The following is a 25,881-nucleotide window of genomic DNA, read 5'->3' on the forward strand; positions in this document are numbered from 1 at the left end:
CAACTCGAATAGCGACCGTCGGGGTGGTCGTGGTATCCCGCGGCAAGCAATTCTTGAGTCGAAACTGGCGCTCACGTTGGGTTGCAAACCGCGTTCTGTAGCCAAAGAAGCGTGTCGCACCCGGCGATCTTTGCCGACCATTCGTTTTGCGGATCTTGATGTCAGGTGGGAGCATCGTTCCAGTCGCTTCGACGGCTCAGCCAGCGGCACGACCACACGAAGGCGATGACCAGAAGTGTGCCCGCAACGATTCCGACCCAGATCGACGGGATGTCAGGCCAACCCAATCGCAATCGTCCGAACTGGTAGGCATTCCAGCCGCTGTTGACGAACGTGTGACACAACGCGGACGGCCAAATCGAATCTGTTCGCCACGCGATGACGCCAAGCCAGACGCCCATGACGATCGCCAACGCGATGCTTTGCGGAGCAACATGGATCAAACCGAACAAGACCGATGTCATGCCGATGGCCACCGCAGGCGAATACCGTTTGAGCAGTCGACGTTGAACAAAGCCTCGAAAAAACAATTCTTCACTCACACCGGGAACAACCCCGACGACAGCAACCATAACGATCGCCCAAAGGAGATCTGCATTGCGGTACAGATCCAAGATGCCTTCGTTTCCGGGAATCCATTGCGAAATGGCAGCGGCGGGCAGCAAAGCAACCAGAAACACGGGGACCGACCCGAGCACAAAAGCCAACCATGTGGTCGCACTGATGTTCGGCACCGAGAGCCCGAGCCGCGTCTTCAGTCGTGCACCCTGACGCATTGCACTGAACCAACCGCCGGTCAGTCCGACCACAATCAGCGGAATGCCCGAGACGGCGAGGCTGAAGACAAAGTTGGGGGCTTCGAACATCTTTTGCTGCAGCCCGCCGGCGGCCTCCGCAAATGTCTCGTTCGAACCCTTTGTCGCAAACAGGACAGCGAGAGAAGCCACGATCTGAGCGAGGATGACTGCGATGAACGCGACGATCGTCAAAACAATGACCGGCCATACGCGGGCTGGTGTGCTTTCGTTACCCGCCGTCGTTTGGTCATTCATTTGCAAAATCTGTCATCCGAACCACGCGTTTGCCGACCGTGTGGCCCGCTTCCAGTTTGAGCAAAGCGTCGGCCACCTGATCCGGCGTATGGACCTCGGCAATGACCGGAGACAATTGGCCATCTTCAACGTATCGACAAAGCTCTTCGAGATCGGCGGCGCTGGGTGTCGATACATACCGCCGGAGTTTTTGGCTGGTCAGCGGCGACAGCAGTAACGGTTTCAATAAACGGATCCAAAACGCCAACCCCGTCGCTCCCGTTCCGCTGTTACAAATCAACGTCCCGTCGGGCTTTAGGACTCGGCGAACGTCCGTCAGTGGGCGATTCTCCACATTGTCCAAAATGCAGTCGTACTTCTCTTCGCCGGTCGTGAAGTCTTCGGAGGCGTAATCGATCACTCGATCGGCTCCGAGCGAATGAACAAGGGACTTGTTCTTGGCGCTGCAAACGCCGGTCACCTTGGCTTTCATGATCTTGGCAATCTGCACCGCAAACGTTCCGATGCCGCCGGACGCGCCGTTGATCAGTACGGCGTCACCGCGACGCGTCTTGGCAACATCCCGCAGTGCATGAAGTGCCGCGAGTCCCGATGTGGGCAACGCGGCGGCTTCGAAATGCGAAAGCTTGGAAGGTTTCTTTGCCGTCTGGCTCACTGGGGCCGCAACGTATTCGGCACAAGTACCCGAACGGTAACCAAAGACTTCGTCGCCGACTTCGAAACCGTCGCCTCCATCACCAACCGATTCGACGACACCGGAGAAATCGTATCCGACGATCCCCGATTTCGGACGACGCCAACCGGTATCGACCCGAACGACGAATGGCTTTCCGCGAACGGTGAAACAATCGCCCACGTGAAGCGCAGCGGCGTGAACGCGAACGAGCACTTCCTTGGCACCGGCGATCGGCCGCGCAAGATCAACCACCCGCAGTTGTTCGGGCGAACCATACTGGTTGGAGTGAACCGCTTTCATCGCTTGCTCTCGCAATCAGTAGGAAAGAGCCGCAGCCTGATGCAGGTAGTCATGGCCCGAGATCTGCCGGACAATAAAATCGGCCACGTCGGCTCGCGAGATTTTAAGCGTTAAGTTTTTGGCCAGCGAATCAAATCCGTGCCTGTATCGTCCGGTGTGATCGCCATCAGTGAAAGCGGCCGGTCGCACGATCGTCCAGTCTAACCCGCTGGCTCGAACAAGCTCTTCCTGTTCAACGTGATCCGCCATCGCTTTGCGAAGCGGCACGCGAAAGATGAATTTCCACAGCCAGTTCAGGTTGCCAAAACTGTCGCCCGCCCCCAGCGTGGACTGGCAAATCAATCGGCTGACGCCGGTGTCCTTCATCGCCGAAACGACGTTCCGCGTCCCAACCGCACGAACACGGCCTCGCATTCCGTCCCCCAGCGCCACCACGACCGCATCGCAGTCGGCGACCGCGGTTCGCAGACGATCGTCATCATCGGTCACGTCGGCGACCACCACGTGCAAGTGGTCATGCTGTTGGTCTATTTTGGCCGGGTCGCGAACGACGGCGACCACGTCGTGCCCCACGTGCAGTGATTGATTGACGAGATGGGCTCCGACACTTCCCGTGGCACCAACGATGGCGATTCTCATGCTCTTCTCCGGACAGGGTCATTTCCAGAAACAGGTTTACACGCTGTAAACTTGACGCGATGTAAACCTAGGCATAACTTGACGCCATGTCAACCGAACCCAGCGAAACACAAACGAAAATTCTTTCTGCCGCTCTGGACCTACTCGTTCGCAACGCCGGCAAAGACGTCCGCATGAGTGACATTGCGGGGGCTGCCGGCGTGTCGCGGCAGGCGATTTACTTGAATTTCGAGTCTCGCAGCGACCTGATGATCGCGACCGTCCAGTACGGTGATCGGATCAACAACGCCGCGTCTCAGGTCCAGCCGTGGCGAGACGCCGAGGGAACTGCCAAGTTGGACGCTTGGATCAAATTCTGGGGCAACTACCTGCCGCAGATCTTCGGCGTCGCGAAAGCATTGATGATCGCCAAAGAAACAGACGAAGCCGCCGCCGCGGCTTGGGACAACCGAATGACGGACGTTCGAAACAGTTGCCGAAAGACGATCGAGTCCCTATCACACACCGGACACTTGGCTGATCCGTGGACCATCAAGCAAGCCACTGATGTCTTATGGGCTTTGTTGTCGGTCGCCAACTACGAGCAACTGACAGTGACAGCGAAGTGGTCGACGAGACAATACGTCAAACACATGCAGACTTCCGCTCGCCGTCTTTTTGTCGCCTAGGCACCAAAGTCGCGAACCAAACCCACCCGATCAGAAGCAGCTGCAGCGGCATCCGCACGACCAACCCCCAGTACGGGATTTCTTCGAACGACTCTGGGTTCTGCACCATGTGCACGTGTGCTGGAAAGACAGCGATCAACAGCGCGACCAGCCCCCATCCGGCGATACGTCGCAACCTCGGCACCAACACGCCAGCGCCACCGAGCACTTCGAAAAAACCCGAGACGTAAATCAGCATCATGGGAGCCGGCAGATACGTCGGCATCATCGGCCGGTAGAAGTCCGGATTAACAAAATGGTTCACGCCGGCAGCGACGAAGAACGCCCCCAGCACAACGACCGCCAAGCCGTGCCATCTTGATCGAAACCGCAATCGTTCAAGGAGCTTCATTGCGTCACCGCCCGCGAGAATTCATCCAAAGCGTTCGTCGACCGTAGGCCGCCGAGGGATCATGGTCACCCGCCCCGGTGATTCACTGCTGGAACTGTATCATCGCTGGCAAACTGCCCACGATCGAAGACGCTGAAGCCGACGATCCCAAGGGGTCGCATCGCTTTATACCACGATGGTTCGCACTGCTCGTTAGCGAACGACGACGAAGTTCGCAAGGTTCTACAATCCAAAACGATCTCTCAATGCGGTCTCTTTCCGCACCACCAAACCAAATTCATTCATCACAACCCACTGCAACGGAGTGCCCCGAAATGCCAACGCCATTCGAACCCCAATTAACGCCGCGTCCCTCAGGGATACTTATGCAAACCGCGCGAGCGAAATGGCGGAAAGTAGGTAACGGAATCGAAAATTTTCCGAAACGATCAATTCCCGGCTAGCTTCTCCAGAAGCTTGAACGGCAGGTAGAGCCGCATTGGGTAGCCGGGGAGCTCGGCGAAATCGAAACGTCTGTAAAACGCTTTGGACGATTCGTCGACGCAGCTGAGGAGGACGGCAATGAACGCGAACGCTTGGGAAGCTTCGTGACAATCTCGCAGCGCCGTTGCAAGCAAACGTGAGCCAATGCCTCTTCCTTGAACACTGCTGTCGACGCCGAGCCACGCCAGCACGGCGACGGGCAATTGTCGTTGTGGGAGTGACTTGGCTACTTGAGCTGGTAAGTCAGAAAAATCAACCTGCGACGACGCCAATGTGTAGTAGCCGATGATTCGGCCATCCTCGTCGAGCAATACTTTCGTCGAACTGAGGTGCTTCTTTTGGCTTTGCAACGCGGATCGCTTGAGCCAGCCATCGACTTGTTCGTGGCCGGATTGAAACGCCCTTCGGTTGTGCGATTTGGTCAACAGCTCGATTCGCCATCCGTCGGGATAGCGGACACCGCTCACGCTTTGCCTCGCATCATCGCTCCCAACGCTTTTTGCGACTTGGTCAGCTTGGGTGGTTTGGCGAGCGCAGTCCAAAACTGCAATTGTTCGTCCGCCGTCATCGCGATCGTTTGAGACTTAGCAGCCGCGACTTCGCGTTCGGCTTGTCCAACAACCACGCTGCGGACGTAGTCACTCACGCTTACCCGCCGCATCTCCGCGGCGGCACTCAACAACGCCTTGGACTCTTCATCGAGCCGGACCATCAATGAACTATTTTTTTGCATGACGTGTCAAACTCTTGCGTTAGCGGCGGGGCCCCAGCCACTCCATTGTACTGCATAACGCTATACATGGCAATGTTTTTGTGACTGATCCGGATTCTTTGAAAAATAGCGGTATTCCGGGGTCTGATTCTGGGGCGGCGCCTCACAAGGCGACGGCTGTTTACACCCGTCAGTCACGGACACATGGGCTGGAATACAGTTCTTGCGATACCCAGATCGATTTGTGCCGGAATCTTCCGTCGAAAAGAGACTGGATCGTTAGCGACGTCTTCTCGGATGAAGGGCAATCCAGTGAAACGCTCGATCGCCCCCAACTATCGCGATTGATTTCCGCGGTGACGGCAGGCCAAATTCGTCGCTTGATCATTTACAGCATGGATCGGTTGTCACGGCGGCTTGCTGACTTTGCGAAGATACTCGCACTGTTTGAACGGCACGCTGTTGAATTGGTTGTGGTGAACGACCCGCACTACAGCGATACGGCGAGCGGTCGATTGATGACCAATATCGTCGCTGCCGCCAGCGAGTTTCAGCAGGATCTGACTCGGGAGCGAATGGCTGACATGCGGGCGGCGTATAGACGTCGCGGCAAACTTGTCGCCGGGCGGGTTCCGTTTGGCTATCGCACCGAACCAGCGATGAAACAACTGGTGGTGGATCCCGCTCAATCAACTGTGGTTCGTGATTTCTTCGAGCTTGCCTCCCGAGGCAGCCGTCCGAGTGACCTTGCAAGTTTCACAAACCTCAGCGGCTGGAAAGACCAAAATGGCGATGTCGGCAAATGAACCGCTCGACGGATTTTGAAGTTGCTGAAGAATCGCATCGATGTCGGCGAGATTCCAGATGGCGAGTTCACGCTGCCGGGCGCCCATAAGGCTATTGTGACTGCGGTCGTTTTCGAATCGGTGCAGAGTCAGTTGATTAGCCGACGGACTCGGCAGTCCCAACGTGGTGAACGAAAAGAGCGAGGCAGCAGCGGACTGGCGAATCTGTTGGGAGTGTTGATTTGCGGTTACTGCCAGCGTCCGATGAGCACGAGCACTTCTCACCGCGGTTCGATTCGCTATCCGTACTACCGATGTCGATCCACTGCCGGCGGCCGACCACCCTGCGCGGGCGTCAATATTGGCGTCCACGAGTTGGAACGGTTCGTTTGCGGTGTACTGACGGATTTAGAAGATGCCGACTCCCCAATTGCGCGGGAACTTCGCGAGCATTGGGCGCACGTCGATGATCGCCAACTTCAGCATGACTTGCCAACGATCGTTGATCGCGTCGTATACGACCAGCAATCTTGTGAAGTCACCATTGAGCTGGACGACGACCGGCTTGAAGCGCTTCGAATCAACGTCAGCGACGCCGCTGAGCGGGCGAATTTAGAGAGTCTTTAAAACCGAGAAATTCAAATAAGCCGGAGGTCACAGAGACAAGAGAGTGCCGAAAGTTTCGGTCGCGGTGTCGTCCGCCAAGGCCGTCAATCGAAAACGAAGACTCTCCAACTCGAGAGTGACAGAGACTTGAATCTGTCCGCCGAATTCGTTTGAGAAGGCAAAAAAACGCCGTCTAAAACGAAAAATGGGCGGCGTCGATCAAACTGATCAACGCCGGCCAATCTGGTTTGACCCATCAAAAGAGGCGGTAAAACACGAAAAAAGGCCGGCGACGGTGCAACGCACCATCGCCGGCCAATTCGTTTACCCCACAGTCACTGGAGTTTGACTGAGGTTGGTAAAGTTGTGGGGAGGCAGTGGTGTTCAAGTGGAGACGTATGGCGGCCTGGATTCATGGCGTTTTCTGGCATGACCTGTGGAAATGGTTGCTTTTCTGAACGGTTTTGTGCGCAGCGTGGCTGAGGCGAGGGGGGGGCCTTTGGGCTTTTCGGTGCTTTGCAGACCGTTGGGTTGTGAGAGCGAAATTCGCGCGCAGCGGTTGTTGGGGACGGCAATGCGTTGCGGTTGAGGTCAGCGAAGTTGGTTGAATGAGGAGCCGGGAGCCGGGAGCGGGGAGTAAGGAGTTAGGAGTGAGGAGTCTGCTGGGTTTTGTTTGATCGATAAAGTGCCACGAACTACACTTGCCTGATTACCCCATGAGGGTATCGGCTCTTTGCCGCTCCAAACCCCTTACTCACCACTCTTCACTCCCCACTCCCTGCCATGAGCACTGAAGACCGACGCAAATTCTTGAAGGCCGGAACCATCGCGGCGGCTGCAGGACTGGCTGGAAAGGCTGTGGCGCACGAGGGCGACGCGGATCTCGACTTGCCCAATGATCCCGATGCTCCGCCGCCCGTCGGAAAGCCGTCGGCCCAACCGGACATTCCCGCCGGTTCCAATGCCGAGGCGGTGATCGACGGTTTCAGTCGCTTCAAACCCTCGCGTGGGAACGATCCAGAATCGGATTATTACCTTGGCAAAAAGATGCCGGGCTTCCGCCCCGCTTCGGCCGGTCCGGCTCCGTTCGAAGCACCGGACTTGGACAAGTTGCCATGGAAAATGGTTAATGGCGCGAAAGAATTTCATCTGGTTCCGCAAGCGGTCCCGCGTGAATTTTTGCCCGGTTATTTTATCGACGTCTATGGTTACAACGGCAGCATGCCGGGGCCGACGATCGAGGTGAACCAAGGCGACCGCGTTCGCATCGTGGTGACCAACGAACTGCCGGAAGACACCTTTTTGCACTGGCACGGTTTTGAACTGCCGGTCCAGTACGACGGAGCCGCAACGCTGACGCAGAACCCGATCAAGCCGGGCGGCACGATGGTGTACGAGTTCGATGTGCACGAAGAAGGCACGTTCTTCTATCACTCTCACGTCGCGATGCAGGAAGCGTTCGGACAAGTCGGCTGGTTCATCGTGCATCCGAAGAAGGTGTTCGATCCGCCGGTCGATCGCGACTTCGGATTGATCTTCCAAAACTTTCACGTCGACCCGACGCAGACGGTTTCTGATTCATGGGCAATGGATTGGAACTGGCACACGATCAACGGCCGCAGCGGACCGCTGACGACTCCGCTGGTTTGCAAGCACGGCGAACGGGTACGGGTCCGGCTGCTGAATTTTGCTCCGATGCAGCATCACCCCATTCACTTACATGGCCACACCTATTGGGAAACGGGACACGAAGGTGCAAGAACCCCCAGCAGTGCATGGGTTCCGCGAAACGTCTCTCTGGTCGGTGTCGCTCAGGCGACGAACTTTGAGTTCATCGCGAACAACCCGGGTGACTGGATCTTCCATTGCCACATGGTCCACCACATGATGAATCACATGGTGCGTCAAGTCGGGCCGCGAATTCGCAAGCAGTCCAACGTCGATCGCTATTTGGACGACACTTCCACGCGACCCGCCGTGGACTTCACGCAGTCGGGACGTGGGTGGGACACGCCGGGCTATCCACAAAAGATGCAGGGCATGGAAAGAACTATGGCACAGATGGAGATGCTGTGGAACCGCCGCGAAGTGAAGGGCATGCGGGCGAACTATCCGATGGCGGTCAAGGGATTGATGACGGTGCTACGAGTCTTGCCGGACGACTTGTATCGGTTGGTGATGGAATCGGACGAGCCAGTCGACAAGGGCGCGGTGTTCGCAGAAATCGTTCGTCGATTCGGCGACCCGGAGCGATACGAGCCAGCACCGAAGATGATGGGCATGGATGGCTCGATGGGGATGTAGCCCAATGGTCCCCGCAGAGCAATCGGGTAAACTTGGGCGAGGGACGATGGAAAGGTTCGTCTGTTTTTTTGCCCTTTGCCCACTCTGCGAGGTGCAGAGCGCCCGTGGGGTTTGAAATTTGATGCACGAAAACGATGAACAACGCAAGAAGTTGCTGAATCGGCTGAACCGAATTCGCGGTCAAGTCGATGCGGTCTCGCGAATGATCGAGAACGATTCGGAGTGCGTTGAGATCATCATGCAAATCAGCGCCGCGACCGGCGCGTTGTCCAAGGTCGCGCAGCTCCTCTTGCGCGAGCACCTTGAAGGCAGCCTCGCCGACGCCGCAGAATCGAACAGCGACGAAGAACGTGAAGCTATCATGAAAGAGTTGATCACGCTGTTCGAGAAATACGCGTCGGCGAAGTAAGGGGAGATGGGGAGCGTCTCGTAAATCCCAACCTCCCAACCTCCCAGACTCCCAGACTCCCAGACTCACCTCGGCTTCGGCACGGCCGAAATGTGGCCGGGCGGTTGCGGTCCGGTCGGTGGCATCAGTCCACCGTTGAGCAGGTAGCCGGCGATGAGCGTTTCGTTGCTTCGCCATGACACCAGATGCTGCACGTACTGCGTCCGCAAGCGGTAATACTCCACTTGTGCAGCGAGGACGCGGGGCCATTCGACGCGGTCCTCTTCGTAGGCGTCCAGTAGAACCTCATACGCCCGACGGGACTCCGGCACCATCACCTCTTTGTAGCTGCGAACGTTCTGCAGCGACGTCAAATAGTTTTGATAGACCTTCGCCAGTTGACGCTGTAGCGAGAACTCGATTCGCTCAATCTCGCCCCGCTGGCGAACCACGTCCGATTCCGCTTGGCGAATCGTGCCTTGATTCCAATCGTACAGCGGCACCTCGACCTGCAATCCCAGAGCGTGACTGTTATCGCGAGCTTCGAAGTTGCGGCCGTAGCCGTAGTTGACGACGAGGTCTGGAATCGGCTCGACCGTTTCGCGTTTGACCTTTATCTCGTCGGCCTGCAATTTTGCTCGCGCTGCCAGAATCTGAGGGCTCTCGGAAACGAGTCGATCCAAAGCGACATCGAAATCAATCAGCGTCACTGGACCTTCGAGCGACCCGGACAACGGCGTCAGACTCTGTCGCGTGCCGGCGATCGCGGCCAGTTCGTACCAGTTTGATTTGAGCTGGTTGCGGATCATTAATAAGTCCAACCGGGCACGTTGCAACACAATGTTCGCCGCGTGCATGTCGGCACGGGTCGCCTGCCCCAGATTGTAAAGTTCGCGCGCGGTCACGACGGCGTCTTCGGCGTTTTTCAATATCTCGTTGTGTAACTCGACCAGTTGCTGATGCCCGAGAGTCATCCAGAACTGAATCCGCAAGTCGTTCAGAACTTGGTACTGTTGTTCGAGGGCACGCCATTCGGCGGCTCGCGTCAATTGCAGGAATTTCGCACGGCTAAGTTGCAGCTTGCGAGCGGTGACGATTCGCTGTTGGAAGATTGCCCCTTGCCATTCGCCGGCGGTTCCGTTGATGCCGACTTGTTCGCCGACGTAGATCAAATTGGGGTTGGGAACCAAACCGGCTTGGATCGCCTTACCCAGCTGGCTTTGAATTTGAGCTTGGGCCTGCGTTAAGGTCGGGTTCCGACTGCACGCCATCGACTCGATCGTCTCGAGAGAGAGCACACTCGATGCGTTGTCATAGACCGGGTCCATCAATGATTGTGGCGTCGGCGGGACCGGCGGCGGTTCGGTGAACTTTTCGCCGACTCGCGGTCGCAAATCGTCGGGCGAGGTGGGCGGGACTGGATTGACCACATCAATCCCGTCCGCTTCGATCATTTGCGAATTGGTGATCGGGTCTTGGGCGTTTACCGGACCGGTAGTCAGATAGCCGACCGTGAAGGTGACCGCCGCCGATGCGAACAACGCGGCGAGGCGAGTGCGTCTTCGATTCATGAGATGCCGTCCTTGGCTTCAATGGTTGGGTGGGCGGAACCTAGCGATTGATCGCTTCGGCGATGTGAGTTTTACGACGCACCATGTCGAGTGCTTTGCGGTACCAATGACTGGTCCACGAGTCATTGACGGTCGGCGACATGGTCAGGATCGGATCGTCGTCGCAGGGGTTGGTTCCGTAAAAGGTGCGCGGGTGACACCCGCAGTAATCCGGCCCGGTGCAATCGACAAACGGACGCGGGTTGCATCCGTGGGATCGCATTGGCAACGCGGGCAGGGCGGCTGGCCCGTCGGTTGCCAGCGTTAAGACACCGTTCGGCTTGGTGATACTGGCTGGCAGTTCCGTCGATTCGTATTTCGTCGGCGGGATCGCATCGTTGACGATCTGCTCGTTGCGCATCATCTCGCCAATTGACATGGCGTCGGCCGATTCGACCACCGGCGCGTCGATGGTCATGGGAACGTCGATCACAACCGGCGAAGGATGCCCCGTCGAATCCGGCGTTTGCGCCGACGCGGCATTGGCGAGAACGAAAGCCATCAACATCGGCGCCGCACACGCGACACCGCGAGCAAAGCGACCCCATTTTGGCATCGGGTTTGTTTGAAGTTGACGAACCATACGTTAGCGACCCCCTGCAGCGGTGATAGATGTTCCCTTGCTATCCCTATCGTCGGTACCCGCAGGGGGTATCAATCGGCGAACGCATCGACCACGGAAAGAAGAGGCTTCGGATCGAGCCATAACGGTTTTGTCGATTGTGCAAGCGTCGCTTTTCTTCCGTGTCTTTGTCTGTAAAGAAAAAAGGCGGGGGCAGCGTGGCTCTTGGTCGCGAACGGGTCGCAACGGTCGAGGACACTGCCCCCGCGGTTCGGGGAGTTAGGAGTTGGGAGTGAAGAATGAGGAGTAAGGAGTGAGAAGTAAGGAGCATGTGCAACTCACTACTTGCCACTCACCACTCCTCACTCACTACTCCTCACTAATTTCTCCTCACTTTCGGTGCATTAATTCCCTGCGACTGAAGCACGGCCAAATACTTCAGTGGCTCGGCGGCGATCTTTTTGGCGCAACCGGGACAGCAGATGTAGATGGCTTTACCGGCCGCGTGGACTTTGTAGGGTCCGCCCATCGCGTCGAGCGGTTCGTCCATCACGGGGCATTTCTTTTGAGCGGCGATGAAAGGTTTGTCCGCCGCGGTCACCTTGAAGACGCCTTCGCGAACGGCTTCAGTTCCGGCTGGCACCGTCGAGGACGACGAAGTCGAAACAAGTGTGGGGGCTTCGACACCCTGCGATTTCAAAACACTTAAATACCTTTGCGGTTCGGCGGCGATCTTTTTGGCGCAACCGGGACAGCAGATGTAGATGGCTTTGCCGGCCGCGTGGACTTTGTAGGGTCCGCCCATCGCATCGAGCGGTTCGTCCATCACAGGGCATTTCTTTTGAGCGGCGATGAAAGGTTTGTCCGCCGCGGTCACATTGAAGACGCCTTCGCGAACCGCATCGGTTCCCGCAGGAACGGCGTTTTGCTTCTCTCCCGGACTCCCAGATACCCCATCTCCATAGACCATCGCCAGATACTTGGCCGGTTCGGCTTTGATCTTTTTGATGCATCCCTTGCAACACAGATAGATCGGCTTGTCACCGACGATCACCTTGATCGGCGTTCCCATGCCGCCCAGCGGTTCGTCCATGACCGGGCAAACCTTCTGGCGAGCGATCGCGTCAGCGTCCGCGGCCGTTGCGGTGGCCACGGCGATCTCTGGGCGTCCGGCAGCGTACTTGGCTGGGTTCGATTTGACCGCGTCGACGCATCCGGCACAGCAAACGAAGATGCGTTTGCCGCTGACGTTAACGGCAACCGGATCGCCCATGCTGCCGAGCTGCTTGCCGCTGACCGGACAAATCTTTTGTCGGGCGATCGCGGCAGCGGCTAGTTGAGCTTCACTGACCGGCACGGTGGCGACCTCGGTCATCTTGATGCCGTTGCTGACGCCGGGCAGTCCGACCAATTGAATCGCTACTTCGACTTGTCGGCCGGCGATCGACGAAAGGTTGACCGGTGCGGTCAGTCCGCCTTTGCCGTCGGGAAGCAAGTCATAGCGGTAACGTTTCGCATTGCCTTCGACTCGCAACGACGCGGCTCCGCGACCTTGACCGACTGACAATGGTTTGCCTTTGGAATCGTAGACGAACATTTGGATGCCACTTTGGGCGACCACGGTCTCCAGTTGCAGATTACCGGCCTGTTTAATCGACCCGCCGTGAGGACCTGTGGTTGATCGTTCCGTGGTAACCGTTTGGCCGGGCATCGTATGACTATGTCCGGCATGGTTGTGATGCGAATGATTGTGCTGTGTTTGATTCTGTGCGTTCGCGGTGGAAGCCGTGGCGGACAGCAATGCGGTGGCGAGAGCTAGTTTGAATTTCATGGAATTTCCTTTGGGTTTGGAACGGACTTCAATCCGTTGAATCGCGTTCAATGAGTCGGACCGACATCCGATTCACAATTGGTTTGATGATGGTGGCGGACGCTTTCTTCACGCCAGCCAGAAAAACTTTTGATCTTTCGATCTCGATCAAGCTGCTTTCATCGTTTCCTCCTCTGGCATCGCTTCGGTTCCGTCCCACAAGTCGTCGTCAAGCCCGAACCGCATTTTCATTTCGAGGTAGGCCGAATAGAGGGTTGGGACAATGAAGGACGTGAACGGCTCGGCGAGCATGCCACCGAACACGGGAATCGCCATCGCCCGCGCCACGTCGGCTCCGCGGCCAGTTGCCATCAACACCGGCACCAACGCAGCCAATGTTGTCACGGTGGTCATCATGCACGGTCGGATTCGTTTCAGACCGGCTTCGTAAACGGTGTCGCGGATATCTTGGACACTGCGGATCTTGCGTTTTTGCAATCGCTGATGGATGTACGTCGCCATCACCACGCCGTCATCGACCGCTAGACCGAACAGGGCGATGAAGCCGACCCATACGGCAGTGTTCAGTTCAACTTCCATCCACGCGACCAACACCATTCCGCCGGCAAACGCGACCGGGATGCCGGTAAAGACCGCCATCGAGATCGGCAGGTTGCGAAACTCGAAATAGATCAACAACAGGTTGATCAGGATCACGATGGGGATGATCCACATCAAACGACGGTTGGCTTCGATCTGATTACGAAAGCTGCCGACCGATTCGAGCGAGTAACCGGCGGGCAGACCAAGGTGATTTGGATGCGTAGCCGGCAACGCTTGAGCTTCCATCAACTTTTGCTCGATCGCCGTGACCGATTCCAAATCGCCAGCGGTACCGTTGGTCATAAACGACACATGAGCCACCAAACGTCCGTTTTCGCTGTTGATCGCTCCAGGTCCCCACGTGGTTTCCAAAGTCGCGAGTTCTTCCAATGGAACGACCGCGCCGGAATGAGTGACCACGGGCAAGCGATTGAGTTGGTCGATGCGTTCGCGAAGGTCGCGGTTGTATCGCAGTCGCACCGGATAACGCTCGCGGCCTTCGACGGTCTTAATCAAATTCATCCCGCCCAAAGCGGTTTCGATCACTTGATTGACCATCGCGGCGCTCATGCCGTATCGCGATGCCGCTTCACGATCGACCGTGAACTCGATGTATGGCTTGCCCAGCACGATGTCCGGGTTGACCGTGCCGGCATTGATGAACGGTGACTCTTTCAGCGTCGCGGCGACGTCCATCGCGGCTTCGGAAAGCTCGTCCAAGTTGTCGCCGTAAACCCGGATCGCCATCGGTGCTTTGATGCCCGATTGCAACATCACAACTCGACCTTCGATCGGTTGCAAAGCCGACGCAGGGGTGACGCCGGGCAACGTCGCCACGGCGTTGATCTCGTCCCAAACATCACGGGCAGTGACGCCTTCACGCCACTCGCTCTGCGGCTTCAACATGATGTAGGTTTCGACCATGGCGGCCGGTGCCGGATCAAGCGCCGATTCAACACGACCGATTTTTCCCAGCACGTCTTTGACTTCGGGGATCTCGCCGATCAGAACGTCCTGCGTCTGCAGCACCTGCATGGCCTGCGAAAAGCTGGCTGCCGGATACAGCGTCGGCATGTAGAACCAACTTCCTTCGTCCAACGCGATCCAGTCGTCGCTCTGCAAACCGGTGAAGACGTGCTTGGCATCGACGTAGCCGGGAAAGTCATTCAGTTCCGCGCCGAATACGCGGGCGACTTTTTCGACGGGCTGCAGGATGGTGGGCAGTCCGAAGTAGGCTCCCAGCCCAAGCACCAACAGCATGGCTGGGAACGACAGTGCAAACGCTTTGTGCTTAAGGGCGTGACGAAGTCGAGCGGCGTAGATCCAGCGAACAAAACGACTGGACGGGATTTCTTCGATCGGCCGAATCCGTTCACGCAACACCTGCCAACCGGCGATCAACCCGACCAAGCCGGCCGCGACCGTAACGATCCAGTGCGAAACGTGAAAGTAGCCGGCAAGGTCATCGCCCCAAAGGAGATGCGACGTGGCGGCGAGAATTGCTCCCAGCGTGATCCCAGCAACCGCCGCGCTGCGTTTGCGATAGCCGGCACTTCGCAGCAGAAGTCGACTAAGCGCCGGCACGATTGTCACCGCTGCAATCATGGCGGCGGCGATCGCGAACGTCTTGGTGTAGGCAAGTGGCGAGAACAGTCGATAGTCGCGTCCGGTCAGGAAAAACACGGGCAGGAAGCTGACGATGGTGGTCAGCACGGCGGTGACGACCGCGGGAGCGACTTCGATCGTCGCTTCATAGACGACGTCGCTCCGCTTTTTAAGTGACAAGTGAGGAGCGGCGAGTGAGGAGTGAGAAGCAACCGACTCCCCACTCCGTACTTCCAACCCCTCACTCTCCCGCTCCCATTCCGCCAGATGCTGATAAATATTCTCGCTGACGATGATTGCCATATCGACCATCGTCCCGATCGCGATTGCGATGCCGGCCAGTGACATGATGTTGGACTCAACGCCGACGAAGTGCATCGCGATGAACGACATCAACACCGCCGCGGGCAAGCAGATCGCGACGACGAAGCTGCTGCGGATGTGCAACAGGAATAGCAGGATGATGCACGCGGTGATGATGATTTCGTCCCGCAACGCGTGCGTCAGTGTCGCCATTGTTTCTTCGATCAATCCGGTGCGGTCATACACACCGTTGATCGTCACGCCGTCGAGAGCCGGTTCGATTGCCGCAATTTTTGCTTTCACCCGGTCGATCACCGTGCGAGGGTTCTCGCCGTACCGCATTACCACCACGCCGCCGACGGCTTCGGTGCCGTTGTAGTCCAGAGCACCGCGGCGGAAGTCCGGACCGAGCTGCACGCTGGCGACGTCGCTAACTCGAACGGGTACGCCATCGCGTTGCAGGATGACCGTTTCTTCGATGTCCCGGATGGCTTTGGTCTGATCGCCGTCGGTGCCGAGAAACCCTTTACCGCGGACGATGAATTCCATGCCGGTCGTTTCGACCGTTTTCGCTCCCACGTCGAGGTTGGAACCACGGATCGCCATCGCCAACTTGTCCAGTGACACGTTGTGATAGCGAAGTTTGTCGGGATCGACTTCGATCTGATACTGACGAACGTAACCGCCAATCGAAGCGACTTCGCTGACGCCTTCGACGGCTTGCAATTCGTACTTAATGACGAAATCTTGCAGGCTGCGAAGATCAGCCAACGACATGCCATCTTTGGGCGGCGTCAGGGTGTAGTAGTAAATCTGACCAAGCCCGGTGGCGTCGGGACCGAGTTGCGGAACGACGCCTTCGGGCAACTGAGACGCGGCGGTTCCCAATTGTTCGCTCACGCGGCTGCGTGCCCAATAAAAGTCGATCGAGTCTTTAAAGGTGACTTGGACAAAGCTGTATCCGAACATGCTTTTGCCACGAACCGATTCGGCACCGGGGACGGCCAGCAGCGAAACGCTGAGTGGGTAGGTGACTTGATCTTCGATGTCCTTGGGCGATCGACCGGGCCACGGTGTCAACACGATGACTTGGTTTTCACCGACGTTGGGAATCGCATCAATCGGCACCGCTCGATACGCGAACCAACCTCCGACACTGACTCCGACCGCCAGCAACGCGACGAGCCACGGTTCTTTGACGCAAAAGCGGATGAGTAAATTCAACATGGGTTCGTCTCCTTACTGTTCCGCTCTTGCGATGGAAGGTGTATTGGTCTCGACCGCCATGTCGCGGACGACTTCCCCGCAGGTCAGCATTTCGCTGCCCCAGTACGGGTTTTGCAATTCACCGCCGGGTTGCATCCAATCGCCGCCGCCACCGGGAACCATCGGGCAATACATGTGAACCAACGACTCGGCCGTTTCGGGTCCGCGAGCCGACGTCGCGGCTTTCAACAGCGCATGGCTGACGCTACGAAATGAATGTCTCGCCACTTCCAACGATTGGCTCATCCGAACCGCGGCACGCCGGGCCGATGCGAAATTCAGTTGGGCGAAGTCCGGAACACTCGCGTCCGTCTCCAATCGACGAGTCGCGTCGACAAACGTGTTGACCGCGATCGCCGATGGGGCGGAGTCGTTTGCCATCGCTGACTGAATTTCAAAGTAGGCTCCATAAGCTCGGTCAAACTGCGTCGCGGCATCGCCAGCCAACATCACGGGATTCGATGGCGGTAATTCAAGCGGCCCCGGCGAATAGCTTGGTGCCTTGCTGGGATCCATCAACGAAGGGTTGCCCGCCAATTGCATCTGCGAGTCGATCAAGAAGTTGCCTTGTGTCGCGACGGTTTCGCCAGCGGCGAGTCCCTCGGCAATCACAGCTTCCTCGTCCGTCAGCGTGCTGACCGTCACGCGGCGAATCTCGAATCGGCCCGGTTCAGTCTCGACGTACAACACCGCTCGATCACCGGTCAGCAGCACCGCATCACGCGAAACTGTCACGACACGCTGCGACGGTACCGGCTGGCTCGCGTAACCGAGGTCCGACGTCGGCACCAAATCCATGCCGCACAGCGGACACTCGCCCGGCTGGTCGCGAATGACCTGCGGGTGCATCGGACTGATGTACTTGTTCGCCAATGCCGGATCGTAGACTGTTTCTGTGGGTACCGCAGGAACCGCGATCCGCGCCGTCGCGTAGTCGCCCGGCCGCAGTTTGCCGTCAAAGTTCATCACCTCGACGCGAACTCGAACCGTCCTCGTCGTTGGGTTGACTGTCGGATCAATGAACGCCACTCGGCCGGTAAACACCTCACCCGGCATCGACGACACTTCGGCTTCGACTTGCTGTCCGAACCGCACCAAGGCCGCGTCGTCAGGAAACAAGTCCAACATCAACCACACGCTGGTCAGGTCAGCGATGCGGTAAATCTTCTGACCGGTCTTCACGTAGTCACCTTCGACGGCCGCCTTCTCCAACACGGTTCCAGTCTGTGGCGACTTGATGCGAATTCGTGAACGCGGCTTTCGGTCACGAGCAAGCTGGTCGATCTGCTGGTCCGTCATGCCCAACTCGCTCAGTTTTTCGCGGGCCATCGCTCGCATGTCCGAGTTGTTGATGCTAAATCGTCCGACCGATTTACTTTCCAGCGTCGCGACGAACTCCGTTTGAGCTGAATAGAGGGTCGGACTGTAAATCAACGCAAGATCGTCGCCTTCACTGACCTTCACTCCGACGTAGTCCGCAAAGAGTTCTTCGATTCGACCGTCGATGTAAGCACTGATGGTCGACAGCCGGCTCTCGTCGTAATCAATCGAACCGATCGTGCGAATCGTTCGATCGACCTGCCCCAGCTTGCTGGTTGCCGTTTGGATCCCGATCAGCCGCCGAGCAGCCGACTCGATCGTGACCGAAATCCCGTCGCCATCACCGCCGCCGGTGGCCGGAACCAACTCCATCGCACACACCGGGCAACGTCCGGGCTGGGTTGATGGTGGCGTACACATCATGGGGCAGATGTAGCGAACGTCTTCGCCGCCAGCGGCATCCACGGTCGTTGCTTCACCACCGCCGAAACCGTCCGCCGTGATCCACTCGCTTCGCTGTGCGTAGCCGATCATGAACAGAATGATCGCCGCAACGGTCACCACGACGGCTGCGTTGATGGCAAGGTTCAATAGGTAAGCGAAACCACCGAGCTTTTGCTTTAGCGCGGCGTAACGCGATGTTTTTGATGCAGGCATAGCAGGGTTCTGAACGGACTCATTCCGTTCACTCCGGCAAGAAGGACAGATGACCGGCGCAGCGACGTGCGCAGACCTCAGCGAATAAAAACTCCGCTGCTAACGTTGGCTAAAGACGGATTCCGGGCGCGGAATCACAGACGCCAGATACAAAGGTCGATCTGAGAGAAGTGCGCAGCGACGAGCGCATCGCTGGACGCAAAGCGGTCAAGACGCCGTTGGTTTTCGGCGACGGCCGGCCAAAGGATGTCCGGCAACCGCACCGCGTGGCTTTCGCATGGCGGCACCGTAGGACGAGGCGGCGATGATTCGCCGAGTGGTTGTGACTCGATACCGCATCGGCAAGACGATGTGACTTGCGAAGCCAACGTTTCGCGCTTGCGCAACTTGGCAAGCCTTGCCGCTTGTACCGGTCGATCCGATTCGGCTGACTGTTCGCTCGCCGGTGGTTCGGCATCCGATCCGTCGCCGCCGTGCGAACAGCAACTTGTCGGTTGCGTCGCCGTCTTGGGCGTCTTCGCCGGCCCAATGCAACAACCACAACGCTGCGTCGGCGATTCGACTTCGCAGCATCCGCAACGTTCGCACTTGTGAGCCGTTGTCACTTGCGAATCGCACGATTTCGCCATCACGTACGCCGATCCCGGCTGGATCATCAACGCGACGATCAGCGAAAGATTGACGACGGTACGAATTAGACGCGAGCGATACACGCAAATATCCCGAATGGATACCCTGTGGTGGTATATGAACTTTATCGGAGAAACCGACAAAAGGTTCAAGACGAATTGGTTCGTTTTTACTGATTGCGGTCCGGGCCAGCCGCAACGAATTCGCTTTGAGCCAGTCCTCAACACACTTCGATTCTAGCTGGATGGAGCCGGTTTGTCATGCAACGCAATCCTTCGCTGAACTCTCGAGAGCGTTCTCGCCGGGCGTTATTGGCTGCCATCGCGTGTGGTTTGACGATCACCGGATGTGCGACGGATCGCCGTTTGACACGTGAAAACGCTAGCTTTACCCAAACTGCCCCGGGGAAATCGGCTCCTGTCATGGCCGCTGAAGTGGCACCACCGCCGGTAGCCGACCAAGTGACTTCACCCACAACCGTACGGACCGTCGGCTACGGCGAAGAAGACGCGTCGATGCTGACTTTTGCCCAGCAGTTGGAGTTGGGAGTGGAGAGCGAGGAGTCAGGAGTAAGGAGTGAGGAGTCAGGAGTGGAGAGTGACGAGGACGAAAAGGCTTCAGATAATGATGAAGAGTTGGGGGACTTGCTCAACGACGAAACTAATGGCCTGCAAAATATCGCCCCAGAAACCTCACTCTTCACCCTTAACTCATCACTCCTCACTACAAAGCCCGTCGAGTACTTCGTTCAGCAAGCGCTAGCCGCGCATCCAAGCGTGCAAGCTGCCCGGCAACGCGTCGCGGCGGAACTGAATCGCATTCCGCAGGTTACGGCGCTGCCCGATCCGACGTTCAACAACACTTTCTGGCCGCTGCACGACAACGCACTGCAGACTGCTGGTGGACGCATCGCGAACCAGATGTCATTGCAGCAGGGCATCCCGTTCCCGGACAAACTGGAAACTCAAGGTGCGATTGTCAGCCGCGAGGCCCAAGTGGCTCAGGCTGAAGTCGAACGCATCGAACGCCAGATCACTGAATCGGTTCGGCTAGCCTACTACGAGGTCTGGTACACGAATCGAGCCATCCGAATCATCGAAGAAACCGAAGAGTTGATCAACGACCTGATCGCCGTCGCCGAAGCACGCTACAAAGCCGGCGGTAGCCAACAGGATGTGCTTCGAGCTCAGTTGGAAGCGGATCGCTTGGCCGACCAATTGATCCAGCTTCAAAAGATGCAGGGCATGGCACAAGCCGATCTTGCCGCCTTGTTGCAACAACCCGTCGGCCTGATCCCACAAGCCACCGACGAACTGAACGTCGACGACGCTCCGATGCAACTTGACGCGTTGATCGCCCAGGCCGAACAGTGCAATCCGTCGCTGCGAGGTCTAGCCGCCGAAATCGCTCGCGACCGGCAAAAGGAACGATTGGCTTGCTTGCAACAGTACCCGGACTTCATGGTCGGATTGAACTGGGGCATCGTTAGCGACAACCACGATGTGATTAGCCCCGTGGCCAACGGCAACGACAATCTCAGCATCACGTTCGGCACCACGCTTCCGATCTGGCGTGACAAAATCGCAGCCGGTGTTCGCGAAGCCGCCCACCGCCGCAGCAATTCGATGAAGCGTCTCGAAGCCGAACGTGATGAGATCTACGGACGTTTGCGACGTCTGTTGGTGCAAGCCGATTCGCTGGTCGAGCAGACAAATATCTACGAAGACCGCATCATCCCCCGCACCGAAGACACCCTAAAACTGGCCATCGCCGACTACCGAGGCGAACGCACGGACTTTTTCACGCTGATCGAAACCTACCGCGAGCTCCTAATGTTCGAGACCCAACTCGCCCGCTTCAAAGCCACCCTCGCCGGCACCATTGCTCAAATCGACCGCACGGTGGGCTGTCCGTTTTGAGACAAGGAGAGGGGGAGTCAGGGTGCCGTTTTACTCCTTATCTCCCCAACTCCTTCGCGGAACGAAGCTGGCGAATGGCGCGGTATTCGCACCGAGGTGCTGGTTGCAACGCAACACGTTTCAACTCAGGAGACCCCCATGTCCTACAAGCTCTTTGCCGGCATGATCGCCACGTCGACCACGGTTATGTACGGGTTGATGTACATGAACACCTACGCGTGGGACCATGTCTGGTGGAGCGAAACGCGGTTCTACATGGCGTTCTTGATGGGTGCGACGATGGCAATGATCATGCTGGCGTTCATGCTGAAGATGTACGACAACAAGAAAGCAAACATCGGCATCTTCGCGACCAGCGTCGTCGTCTTTCTTGGATCGTTGTACCTGGTCCGCAGCCAACAAACGGTTCAAGACGTCTCGTGGATGAAAGCCATGATCCCGCATCATTCCATCGCAATCCTCACGAGCGAACGAGCGGAAATCAGTGATCCCCGAGTCCGAGAGCTGGCCGACGAGATCATCGAAACGCAGAAGAAAGAAATCGCGATGATGGAACGCTACATCGCCGATCTGGAAAGCGAGAACTTTGAGTTGGCAAGTCGCGATTGAATGATCAAAGCAACCATCCGACCATCCGTCGTTCGTCCGCATTGGCACCATGCCTGATACGGGTCGCAGAATTGGCCCCCAGACCAAACAGATCTGCTCCAACTCCATGGCATACGAACGGCGAGATTCCTGGTCTCGTTGTGTCCTTGATGTTATCTGCAAACCGCGTTGGCACTATGATTGAGCATGGTTTCGCTCTGAGATGAACCGGACGAACCGATCACCCTGTTTGGAATTGTGAATGAGACGTCGAAGATTTTTATCGCTGACTGCGAGCGTTTCAGCCGGCGGTGCGATCGTAGGCACCTTGCTTCCGACGACATTTGCAGACGACTTAGCCGACGAAGAAGCGGACACGGACGGCCGAAGGTATCTCGAGTGGGGGCTTAACGCTCTCGCACGTGCCCATCACCTGAGTTCGATGGCGGGTCATCTGGGGGCATCGCTCATCGCGGGTTACTACGTCATGGGGCAGCATCCGAATTTGGGACCGCAAGTCGAGGAGGGCATTCGAGATGATCTGCGGCGCGTGATGCGAGGCGAGTCCGTGTTTGGCAAACGAATGTCTCGAAAAGCAAAGCTCACGGATGCGGAACTTTTCGAGCCGCTCCCAAAACAATCGGCCGATGAAACGCTGATCGACGGCATCGCTGAGGCACTCGAGAAGAGCATCGACCAGCCTCGTCAATCGGGTCACAACGTCATCTTTGCTTCCTTCGCGATCCGAGCGTTGAAGGAACATCCTGAGTACGCGACCCCGGCGATCATCGACGGGATCCGAAAGCTGATGACGCTTTTTGAAGGCCAGACACCTGGAAGTGGCTACTACGGTAAGCAGAAAGGTCGTATCCATGGACACAAAATCCAGCTTGCAGAGAACGACAACGCTCCGATGTACGACGACATCCCCGCGATGGCCAGTGCGGTGCTCGATGAAGCCATCGGCCAAGATCCATCCGTCCATCGCGTCGGCTATGGCGGCTTGGTCCATATCATTAACCATGCCGCTGCGATCGCCGATCTCGATGACTGTGGCTACGACGAGCTAGCATCGCGTGCGGTACGCTCTCATCGCCAACACCTGCGTCTGTGGAGAAGCCTACCCAACGTGGCCGACGAGAAAGGCCCACTACAGGTGTCGAACTTCACCCCGAACAACCCGGCCTACTGGACCTCGGGTGATGTTCCCTACGATCGAGCACTGTTGACGCATCGCGTCAAAACGATGTTCGGCTTTCACGAACTAGCCGAGCCGGTGGACTATCCAGACAAAGAAAAGGCAGCGTACGACACGCTGCGTTACCTGATGTAGCCCGAGGTGGAGCGGTTGTGCGAGTGACTTACGTCGATTCGCGCTACCGCGGTTGATCGCGAACCGCATCCGCGAGTTCTTTTCCGTACGTCGTCTCGATGAACTTCAGCCGGACTCCGGCTTCGTCGAGATCTGGATGCGTTCGCCGGATGGCATCAAACGCCATTCTGCGAATGATTGCGGTGAGACTGCACATCTTCGCGAGTCGCTCGGCCGGCGTCATTCGCCGAAACAGCTCCAGCTGAATCGCTTCGACTTCGGCGGACGTGTAGGGCGGAATGGAGGTCATGTCACATTACCCAGCTTTTCTCTGATTCTCTGCCGAGAAAATTTCGGGAACTGGGCGGACTGCCACCCCCTCATTTGCGAACTCGTCGAAAACACAGCGTTTTGCGGGGTCAAACGCGTTTCGAATCCGGACCGACCCCAGAGGTCCCGACGTTCGTTAACCCAGAACGCGCAAGAAACGAAGAAGTCAAGAAAACGGCCCAAAACGCCTCAATCCCATAACCCGGATGTCGCCGGGTTATCTTCTCGGCCGGAGAATCGAAGAAAGGCAAAAGGCGATCGCAATCTCGTTCACCCCGCAAAATACTGGGGGAAAACGAAGAAAGGTCGGCGTGGAGCACACGCCGACCTTTCGTTCACATCTGGGTCTGCGAACCGATTTGATTCGCAGAGAAGTTGAGTGGTCAACAGGCCGTTCGGATTGTGGCACGGGGTGTACCAAAAGAGACAAGGTAATTCGCGTCTTCAAAAACACTTGTCTCTGCGGTGTAAACGTCGGATAAGTAGAGATTCCGTTGCACATGTTTTTCCCACTTTTCTAAGTGCTAATCGGCTCGGTAAAAAGCGTGCTTTGCCACGCGGTCGATCACCAAATTGCAATTTCTTTGGGACGCCATCAATTCCGATTCCATATGTCCCGATAAATTTTGTGAGAGAGACGGACGCTTTTCAAACCGGCGGGCGAGTCTCTGGCGGTGGGTTATGAGAAAACACTTGTTGCCGCGAATAACCCGCAATCTTCGGTGTGAAATCGTCTCTGGGTGATGAGAGATTTGGGCCACACCGACTTCATAACCCGATTTTGGTGCCGCTGGGCTCGGGGGCGACAACGCGAGACCGATCTGGGCTGGGCCGATCACTCGGCAAACCGAGCCAGTCGCTCGGTGGCGATTTTGATCTCGTGTTCAGGTTGCCGAACGCCGACGGAAATTCTCACCAAGCCGGTCTCGGCCGTGCCCAACGCTTCGTGGGACACCGGCGAACACTGCAACCCACTGCCGACGATTAATCCGTGCCGCCGAAGCCGATTGGCTGACTCGCCACTCGTTTCTCCCTCGACCGAAAACGCGATCGTCGGAAGACGGCTATCCGGATCAGCTGATCCAAACAAAGTCACTCGCGAGCTGCGAGACAACGTTTCTCGCAAACGACTCGCCTGCCCGCGGGCGATTTCCAAGTCATGCGTTCGAGTCGTCTCACCAAGTCGATTAATGGACGCTTCCAATCCGGCGAGCGAAAATTGGTCGACCGATCCCACGTCGCAATACCCCGGCCGATTTCCCACCAGTCGGTTTCCCATCGGTCGGCCTGAATCATCGGCATTGCGGTCCGGAATCGCACACTGAGCGGTCGGGCATTTCATGATTGCGCTTGCTGCGACGTACAAACCGCCAATGCCCCATGGAGCTTGCAAACCTTTGTGCCCACCGAAGGCCACCAAGTCAGCGCCCAACTGATCCAAAGCCAGATCCACCCATCCAACAATCTGAGCGGCATCAATCAACACCATCGCATCGTACTGATGTGACAGTTCAGTCATCCGCTCGATAGGCAACAAGTCTCCTGTCACGTTGCAGGCGGCCGTCACCGCAACCAGCCCGACGTCGCGTCTTGCAAGGTTTTTCTCAAACGCACCCAAGTCCACCGGCCGATCGTGGCCGGCTGCAATCCGCTCGACCTCGATCCCCTTCTCGCTCAGCTTTTGCAACGGTCCATCGACCGCATGGTGCTCCCAATGGCTGGTCAGAACTCGCTTTCCTGGTAGCAAGTCTATGTTCACGATCGCCGTCGCAAGGGATGACGTGCAGCCCGGCGTCAGCAGCAATTGCTCCGGATCGGCCACACCAAAGAACCGACACACCGCCGCATGAGCTCTCTCAAATCGCTCCGGCCATTCACACGGATGAGACCGCATCGCATCCGTCACTGCATCAGTCACGGGAGCTGGCGTTGGCCAGCTCGTCCCAGCGTGATTCAAGTAAATCGGTTCATCCATGCGGTCTATTTTCCTGTTTGTTCATCGCCATTAATTTCACGTCGTACTGATCCGGAACACGAAAGATCCGCCAGTAGGGATGCACGGCGTTGGTCGACTCTCCATCGGGCGTTTCAAGTGGCAAGCCGGCATGGCACCAGCCCAAAATGCTGGCGTGATAGTTGACCGCATCAATCCCTTTCGCCACCAGCTTCCGAGCGAACAAGTAACTTCGTCCGCCCACGGTAGTGGATGAGGCGACGAATCCCTTTCTACCGGGACTCGTCGCCTCGTCCACTACAAACAAACCGTGTTACTCACGCTTCAAGACACACGTCGGTCCGGATCAGCGATAGGTCTTTAACGGCTAAGCCCTACCTGTCGCCTCGAATTCCAAGATTTCTTCAC

23 protein-coding genes are annotated in these 25,881 nt (G+C 57.2%); 8 read left to right on the plus strand and 15 right to left on the minus strand.

Annotated features, from left to right (window positions below):
* Positions 1-161: 161 nt before the first annotated feature.
* From HFP54_RS24085 to HFP54_RS24095, 3 genes are read right to left on the minus strand one after another with little or no spacing between them, the layout of a single operon-like run.
* A complete protein-coding gene (locus HFP54_RS24085; protein WP_168567115.1) occupies positions 162-1,052 on the minus strand; it encodes a CPBP family intramembrane glutamic endopeptidase in 891 nt (296 codons plus the stop codon).
* Positions 1,045-2,028: an NAD(P)-dependent alcohol dehydrogenase gene (locus HFP54_RS24090; RefSeq protein ID WP_168567116.1), complete on the minus strand. Its 984-nt coding sequence runs from the start codon at positions 2,026-2,028 to the stop codon at positions 1,045-1,047. Before HFP54_RS24090 ends, HFP54_RS24085 begins: the two co-directional genes overlap by 8 nt.
* Positions 2,029-2,043: 15 nt before the next feature.
* Positions 2,044-2,667, minus strand: coding sequence for an NAD(P)-dependent oxidoreductase (locus HFP54_RS24095; RefSeq protein WP_146414905.1), 624 nt, complete (start codon positions 2,665-2,667; stop codon positions 2,044-2,046).
* An 86-nt stretch (positions 2,668-2,753) separates the two neighbouring features.
* Here HFP54_RS24095 and HFP54_RS24100 point away from each other — a divergent pair, with 86 nt between their 5' ends.
* Positions 2,754-3,335, plus strand: coding sequence for a TetR/AcrR family transcriptional regulator (locus tag HFP54_RS24100; protein WP_146414906.1), 582 nt, complete (start codon positions 2,754-2,756; stop codon positions 3,333-3,335).
* Here HFP54_RS24100 and HFP54_RS24105 read toward each other — a convergent pair.
* The 3 genes from HFP54_RS24105 to HFP54_RS24115 all read right to left on the minus strand — a co-directional run bounded on the left by HFP54_RS24105 (position 3,292) and on the right by HFP54_RS24115 (position 4,942).
* A complete protein-coding gene (locus HFP54_RS24105) occupies positions 3,292-3,681 on the minus strand; it encodes a DoxX family protein (RefSeq protein ID WP_235952307.1) in 390 nt (129 codons plus the stop codon). The two genes, HFP54_RS24100 and HFP54_RS24105, sit on opposite strands and share 44 nt — an antisense overlap.
* A gap of 473 nt (positions 3,682-4,154) precedes the next feature.
* Positions 4,155-4,676 (minus strand): GNAT family N-acetyltransferase, encoded by a 522-nt coding sequence (locus HFP54_RS24110; RefSeq protein WP_168567118.1) that lies wholly within the window; start codon positions 4,674-4,676, stop codon positions 4,155-4,157.
* A complete protein-coding gene (locus HFP54_RS24115; protein ID WP_146414909.1) occupies positions 4,673-4,942 on the minus strand; it encodes a type II toxin -antitoxin system TacA 1-like antitoxin in 270 nt (89 codons plus the stop codon). The genes HFP54_RS24110 and HFP54_RS24115 overlap by 4 nt, the downstream gene beginning before the upstream one ends.
* 80 nt (positions 4,943-5,022) lie before the next feature.
* Here HFP54_RS24115 and HFP54_RS24120 point away from each other — a divergent pair, with 80 nt between their 5' ends.
* From HFP54_RS24120 to HFP54_RS24135, 4 genes are all read left to right on the plus strand, one after another.
* Positions 5,023-5,727 (plus strand): recombinase family protein, encoded by a 705-nt coding sequence (locus tag HFP54_RS24120; protein ID WP_168567119.1) that lies wholly within the window; start codon positions 5,023-5,025, stop codon positions 5,725-5,727.
* Between the two features lie 21 nt (positions 5,728-5,748).
* Positions 5,749-6,333, plus strand: coding sequence for a recombinase zinc ribbon domain-containing protein (locus HFP54_RS24125; RefSeq protein WP_168567120.1), 585 nt, complete (start codon positions 5,749-5,751; stop codon positions 6,331-6,333).
* A gap of 762 nt (positions 6,334-7,095) precedes the next feature.
* Positions 7,096-8,616, plus strand: a complete 1,521-nt coding sequence (locus HFP54_RS24130; RefSeq protein ID WP_168567121.1) for a copper oxidase — start codon at positions 7,096-7,098, stop codon at positions 8,614-8,616.
* A gap of 121 nt (positions 8,617-8,737) precedes the next feature.
* Entirely contained in the window at positions 8,738-9,025 is a 288-nt protein-coding gene (locus tag HFP54_RS24135) for a metal-sensitive transcriptional regulator (RefSeq protein ID WP_168567122.1), read from the plus strand.
* Between the two features lie 65 nt (positions 9,026-9,090).
* Here the strand turns inward: HFP54_RS24135 and HFP54_RS24140 are convergent, their stop codons facing one another.
* The 6 genes from HFP54_RS24140 to HFP54_RS24165 all read right to left on the minus strand — a co-directional run bounded on the left by HFP54_RS24140 (position 9,091) and on the right by HFP54_RS24165 (position 19,313).
* The gene (locus HFP54_RS24140; RefSeq protein ID WP_168567123.1) at positions 9,091-10,575 is read right to left on the minus strand and encodes a TolC family protein; all 1,485 of its coding nucleotides are present in this window, start codon (positions 10,573-10,575) and stop codon (positions 9,091-9,093) included.
* Between the two features lie 40 nt (positions 10,576-10,615).
* Entirely contained in the window at positions 10,616-11,116 is a 501-nt protein-coding gene (locus tag HFP54_RS24145) for a hypothetical protein (RefSeq protein ID WP_235952309.1), read from the minus strand.
* A 439-nt stretch (positions 11,117-11,555) separates the two neighbouring features.
* Positions 11,556-13,007 carry a hypothetical protein gene (locus tag HFP54_RS25875; protein ID WP_235952310.1) on the minus strand — a complete coding sequence of 484 codons (1,452 nt, stop codon included), beginning with the start codon at positions 13,005-13,007 and terminating at the stop codon, positions 11,556-11,558.
* Between the two features lie 147 nt (positions 13,008-13,154).
* Positions 13,155-16,724, minus strand: coding sequence for an efflux RND transporter permease subunit (locus tag HFP54_RS24155; protein ID WP_168567125.1), 3,570 nt, complete (start codon positions 16,722-16,724; stop codon positions 13,155-13,157).
* Positions 16,725-16,736: 12 nt separating this feature from the next.
* Complete coding sequence (locus HFP54_RS24160) at positions 16,737-18,740, minus strand: heavy metal-binding domain-containing protein (RefSeq protein WP_168567126.1); 2,004 nt, start codon at positions 18,738-18,740, stop codon at positions 16,737-16,739.
* Positions 18,741-18,947: 207 nt separating this feature from the next.
* Positions 18,948-19,313, minus strand: a complete 366-nt coding sequence (locus HFP54_RS24165) for a hypothetical protein (protein ID WP_168567127.1) — start codon at positions 19,311-19,313, stop codon at positions 18,948-18,950.
* A 317-nt stretch (positions 19,314-19,630) separates the two neighbouring features.
* On the opposite strand from HFP54_RS24165, the gene HFP54_RS24170 reads away from it, so the two are divergent.
* The 3 genes from HFP54_RS24170 to HFP54_RS24180 all read left to right on the plus strand — a co-directional run bounded on the left by HFP54_RS24170 (position 19,631) and on the right by HFP54_RS24180 (position 23,210).
* The gene (locus tag HFP54_RS24170; RefSeq protein ID WP_168567128.1) at positions 19,631-21,289 is read left to right on the plus strand and encodes a TolC family protein; all 1,659 of its coding nucleotides are present in this window, start codon (positions 19,631-19,633) and stop codon (positions 21,287-21,289) included.
* Between the two features lie 138 nt (positions 21,290-21,427).
* Complete coding sequence (locus HFP54_RS24175) at positions 21,428-21,898, plus strand: DUF305 domain-containing protein (RefSeq protein ID WP_168567129.1); 471 nt, start codon at positions 21,428-21,430, stop codon at positions 21,896-21,898.
* A gap of 241 nt (positions 21,899-22,139) precedes the next feature.
* Entirely contained in the window at positions 22,140-23,210 is a 1,071-nt protein-coding gene (locus HFP54_RS24180) for a hypothetical protein (RefSeq protein ID WP_206036378.1), read from the plus strand.
* A gap of 43 nt (positions 23,211-23,253) precedes the next feature.
* Here HFP54_RS24180 and HFP54_RS24185 read toward each other — a convergent pair whose 3' ends face one another.
* From HFP54_RS24185 to HFP54_RS24195, 3 genes are all read right to left on the minus strand, one after another.
* Positions 23,254-23,499 carry a hypothetical protein gene (locus tag HFP54_RS24185; protein WP_168567130.1) on the minus strand — a complete coding sequence of 82 codons (246 nt, stop codon included), beginning with the start codon at positions 23,497-23,499 and terminating at the stop codon, positions 23,254-23,256.
* 855 nt (positions 23,500-24,354) lie between these two features.
* Positions 24,355-25,437, minus strand: coding sequence for an aminotransferase class V-fold PLP-dependent enzyme (locus HFP54_RS24190; RefSeq protein WP_315853973.1), 1,083 nt, complete (start codon positions 25,435-25,437; stop codon positions 24,355-24,357).
* Positions 25,438-25,486: 49 nt separating this feature from the next.
* Complete coding sequence (locus HFP54_RS24195; protein ID WP_168567132.1) at positions 25,487-25,771, minus strand: rhodanese-like domain-containing protein; 285 nt, start codon at positions 25,769-25,771, stop codon at positions 25,487-25,489.
* Positions 25,772-25,881: the final 110 nt, after the last annotated feature.

It is taken from the genome of Crateriforma spongiae (assembly GCF_012290005.1).
Lineage (GTDB): Bacteria > Planctomycetota > Planctomycetia > Pirellulales > Pirellulaceae > Crateriforma > Crateriforma spongiae.

Coding starts and splice junctions, on each gene's coding strand:
- HFP54_RS24085 (WP_168567115.1), bottom strand. CDS start 1,052: ATGAATGACCAAACGACGGCGGGTAACGAAAGCACACCAGCCCGCGTA.
- HFP54_RS24175 (WP_168567129.1), top strand. CDS start 21,428: ATGTCCTACAAGCTCTTTGCCGGCATGATCGCCACGTCGACCACGGTT.
- HFP54_RS24095 (WP_146414905.1), bottom strand. CDS start 2,667: ATGAGAATCGCCATCGTTGGTGCCACGGGAAGTGTCGGAGCCCATCTC.
- HFP54_RS25875 (WP_235952310.1), bottom strand. CDS start 13,007: ATGAAATTCAAACTAGCTCTCGCCACCGCATTGCTGTCCGCCACGGCT.
- HFP54_RS24090 (WP_168567116.1), bottom strand. CDS start 2,028: ATGAAAGCGGTTCACTCCAACCAGTATGGTTCGCCCGAACAACTGCGG.
- HFP54_RS24180 (WP_206036378.1), top strand. CDS start 22,140: ATGAGACGTCGAAGATTTTTATCGCTGACTGCGAGCGTTTCAGCCGGC.
- HFP54_RS24185 (WP_168567130.1), bottom strand. CDS start 23,499: ATGACCTCCATTCCGCCCTACACGTCCGCCGAAGTCGAAGCGATTCAG.
- HFP54_RS24135 (WP_168567122.1), top strand. CDS start 8,738: ATGCACGAAAACGATGAACAACGCAAGAAGTTGCTGAATCGGCTGAAC.
- HFP54_RS24130 (WP_168567121.1), top strand. CDS start 7,096: ATGAGCACTGAAGACCGACGCAAATTCTTGAAGGCCGGAACCATCGCG.
- HFP54_RS24100 (WP_146414906.1), top strand. CDS start 2,754: ATGTCAACCGAACCCAGCGAAACACAAACGAAAATTCTTTCTGCCGCT.
- HFP54_RS24155 (WP_168567125.1), bottom strand. CDS start 16,724: ATGTTGAATTTACTCATCCGCTTTTGCGTCAAAGAACCGTGGCTCGTC.
- HFP54_RS24115 (WP_146414909.1), bottom strand. CDS start 4,942: ATGCAAAAAAATAGTTCATTGATGGTCCGGCTCGATGAAGAGTCCAAG.
- HFP54_RS24165 (WP_168567127.1), bottom strand. CDS start 19,313: ATGCTGCGAAGTCGAATCGCCGACGCAGCGTTGTGGTTGTTGCATTGG.
- HFP54_RS24160 (WP_168567126.1), bottom strand. CDS start 18,740: ATGCCTGCATCAAAAACATCGCGTTACGCCGCGCTAAAGCAAAAGCTC.
- HFP54_RS24140 (WP_168567123.1), bottom strand. CDS start 10,575: ATGAATCGAAGACGCACTCGCCTCGCCGCGTTGTTCGCATCGGCGGCG.
- HFP54_RS24170 (WP_168567128.1), top strand. CDS start 19,631: ATGCAACGCAATCCTTCGCTGAACTCTCGAGAGCGTTCTCGCCGGGCG.
- HFP54_RS24145 (WP_235952309.1), bottom strand. CDS start 11,116: ATGGCTTTCGTTCTCGCCAATGCCGCGTCGGCGCAAACGCCGGATTCG.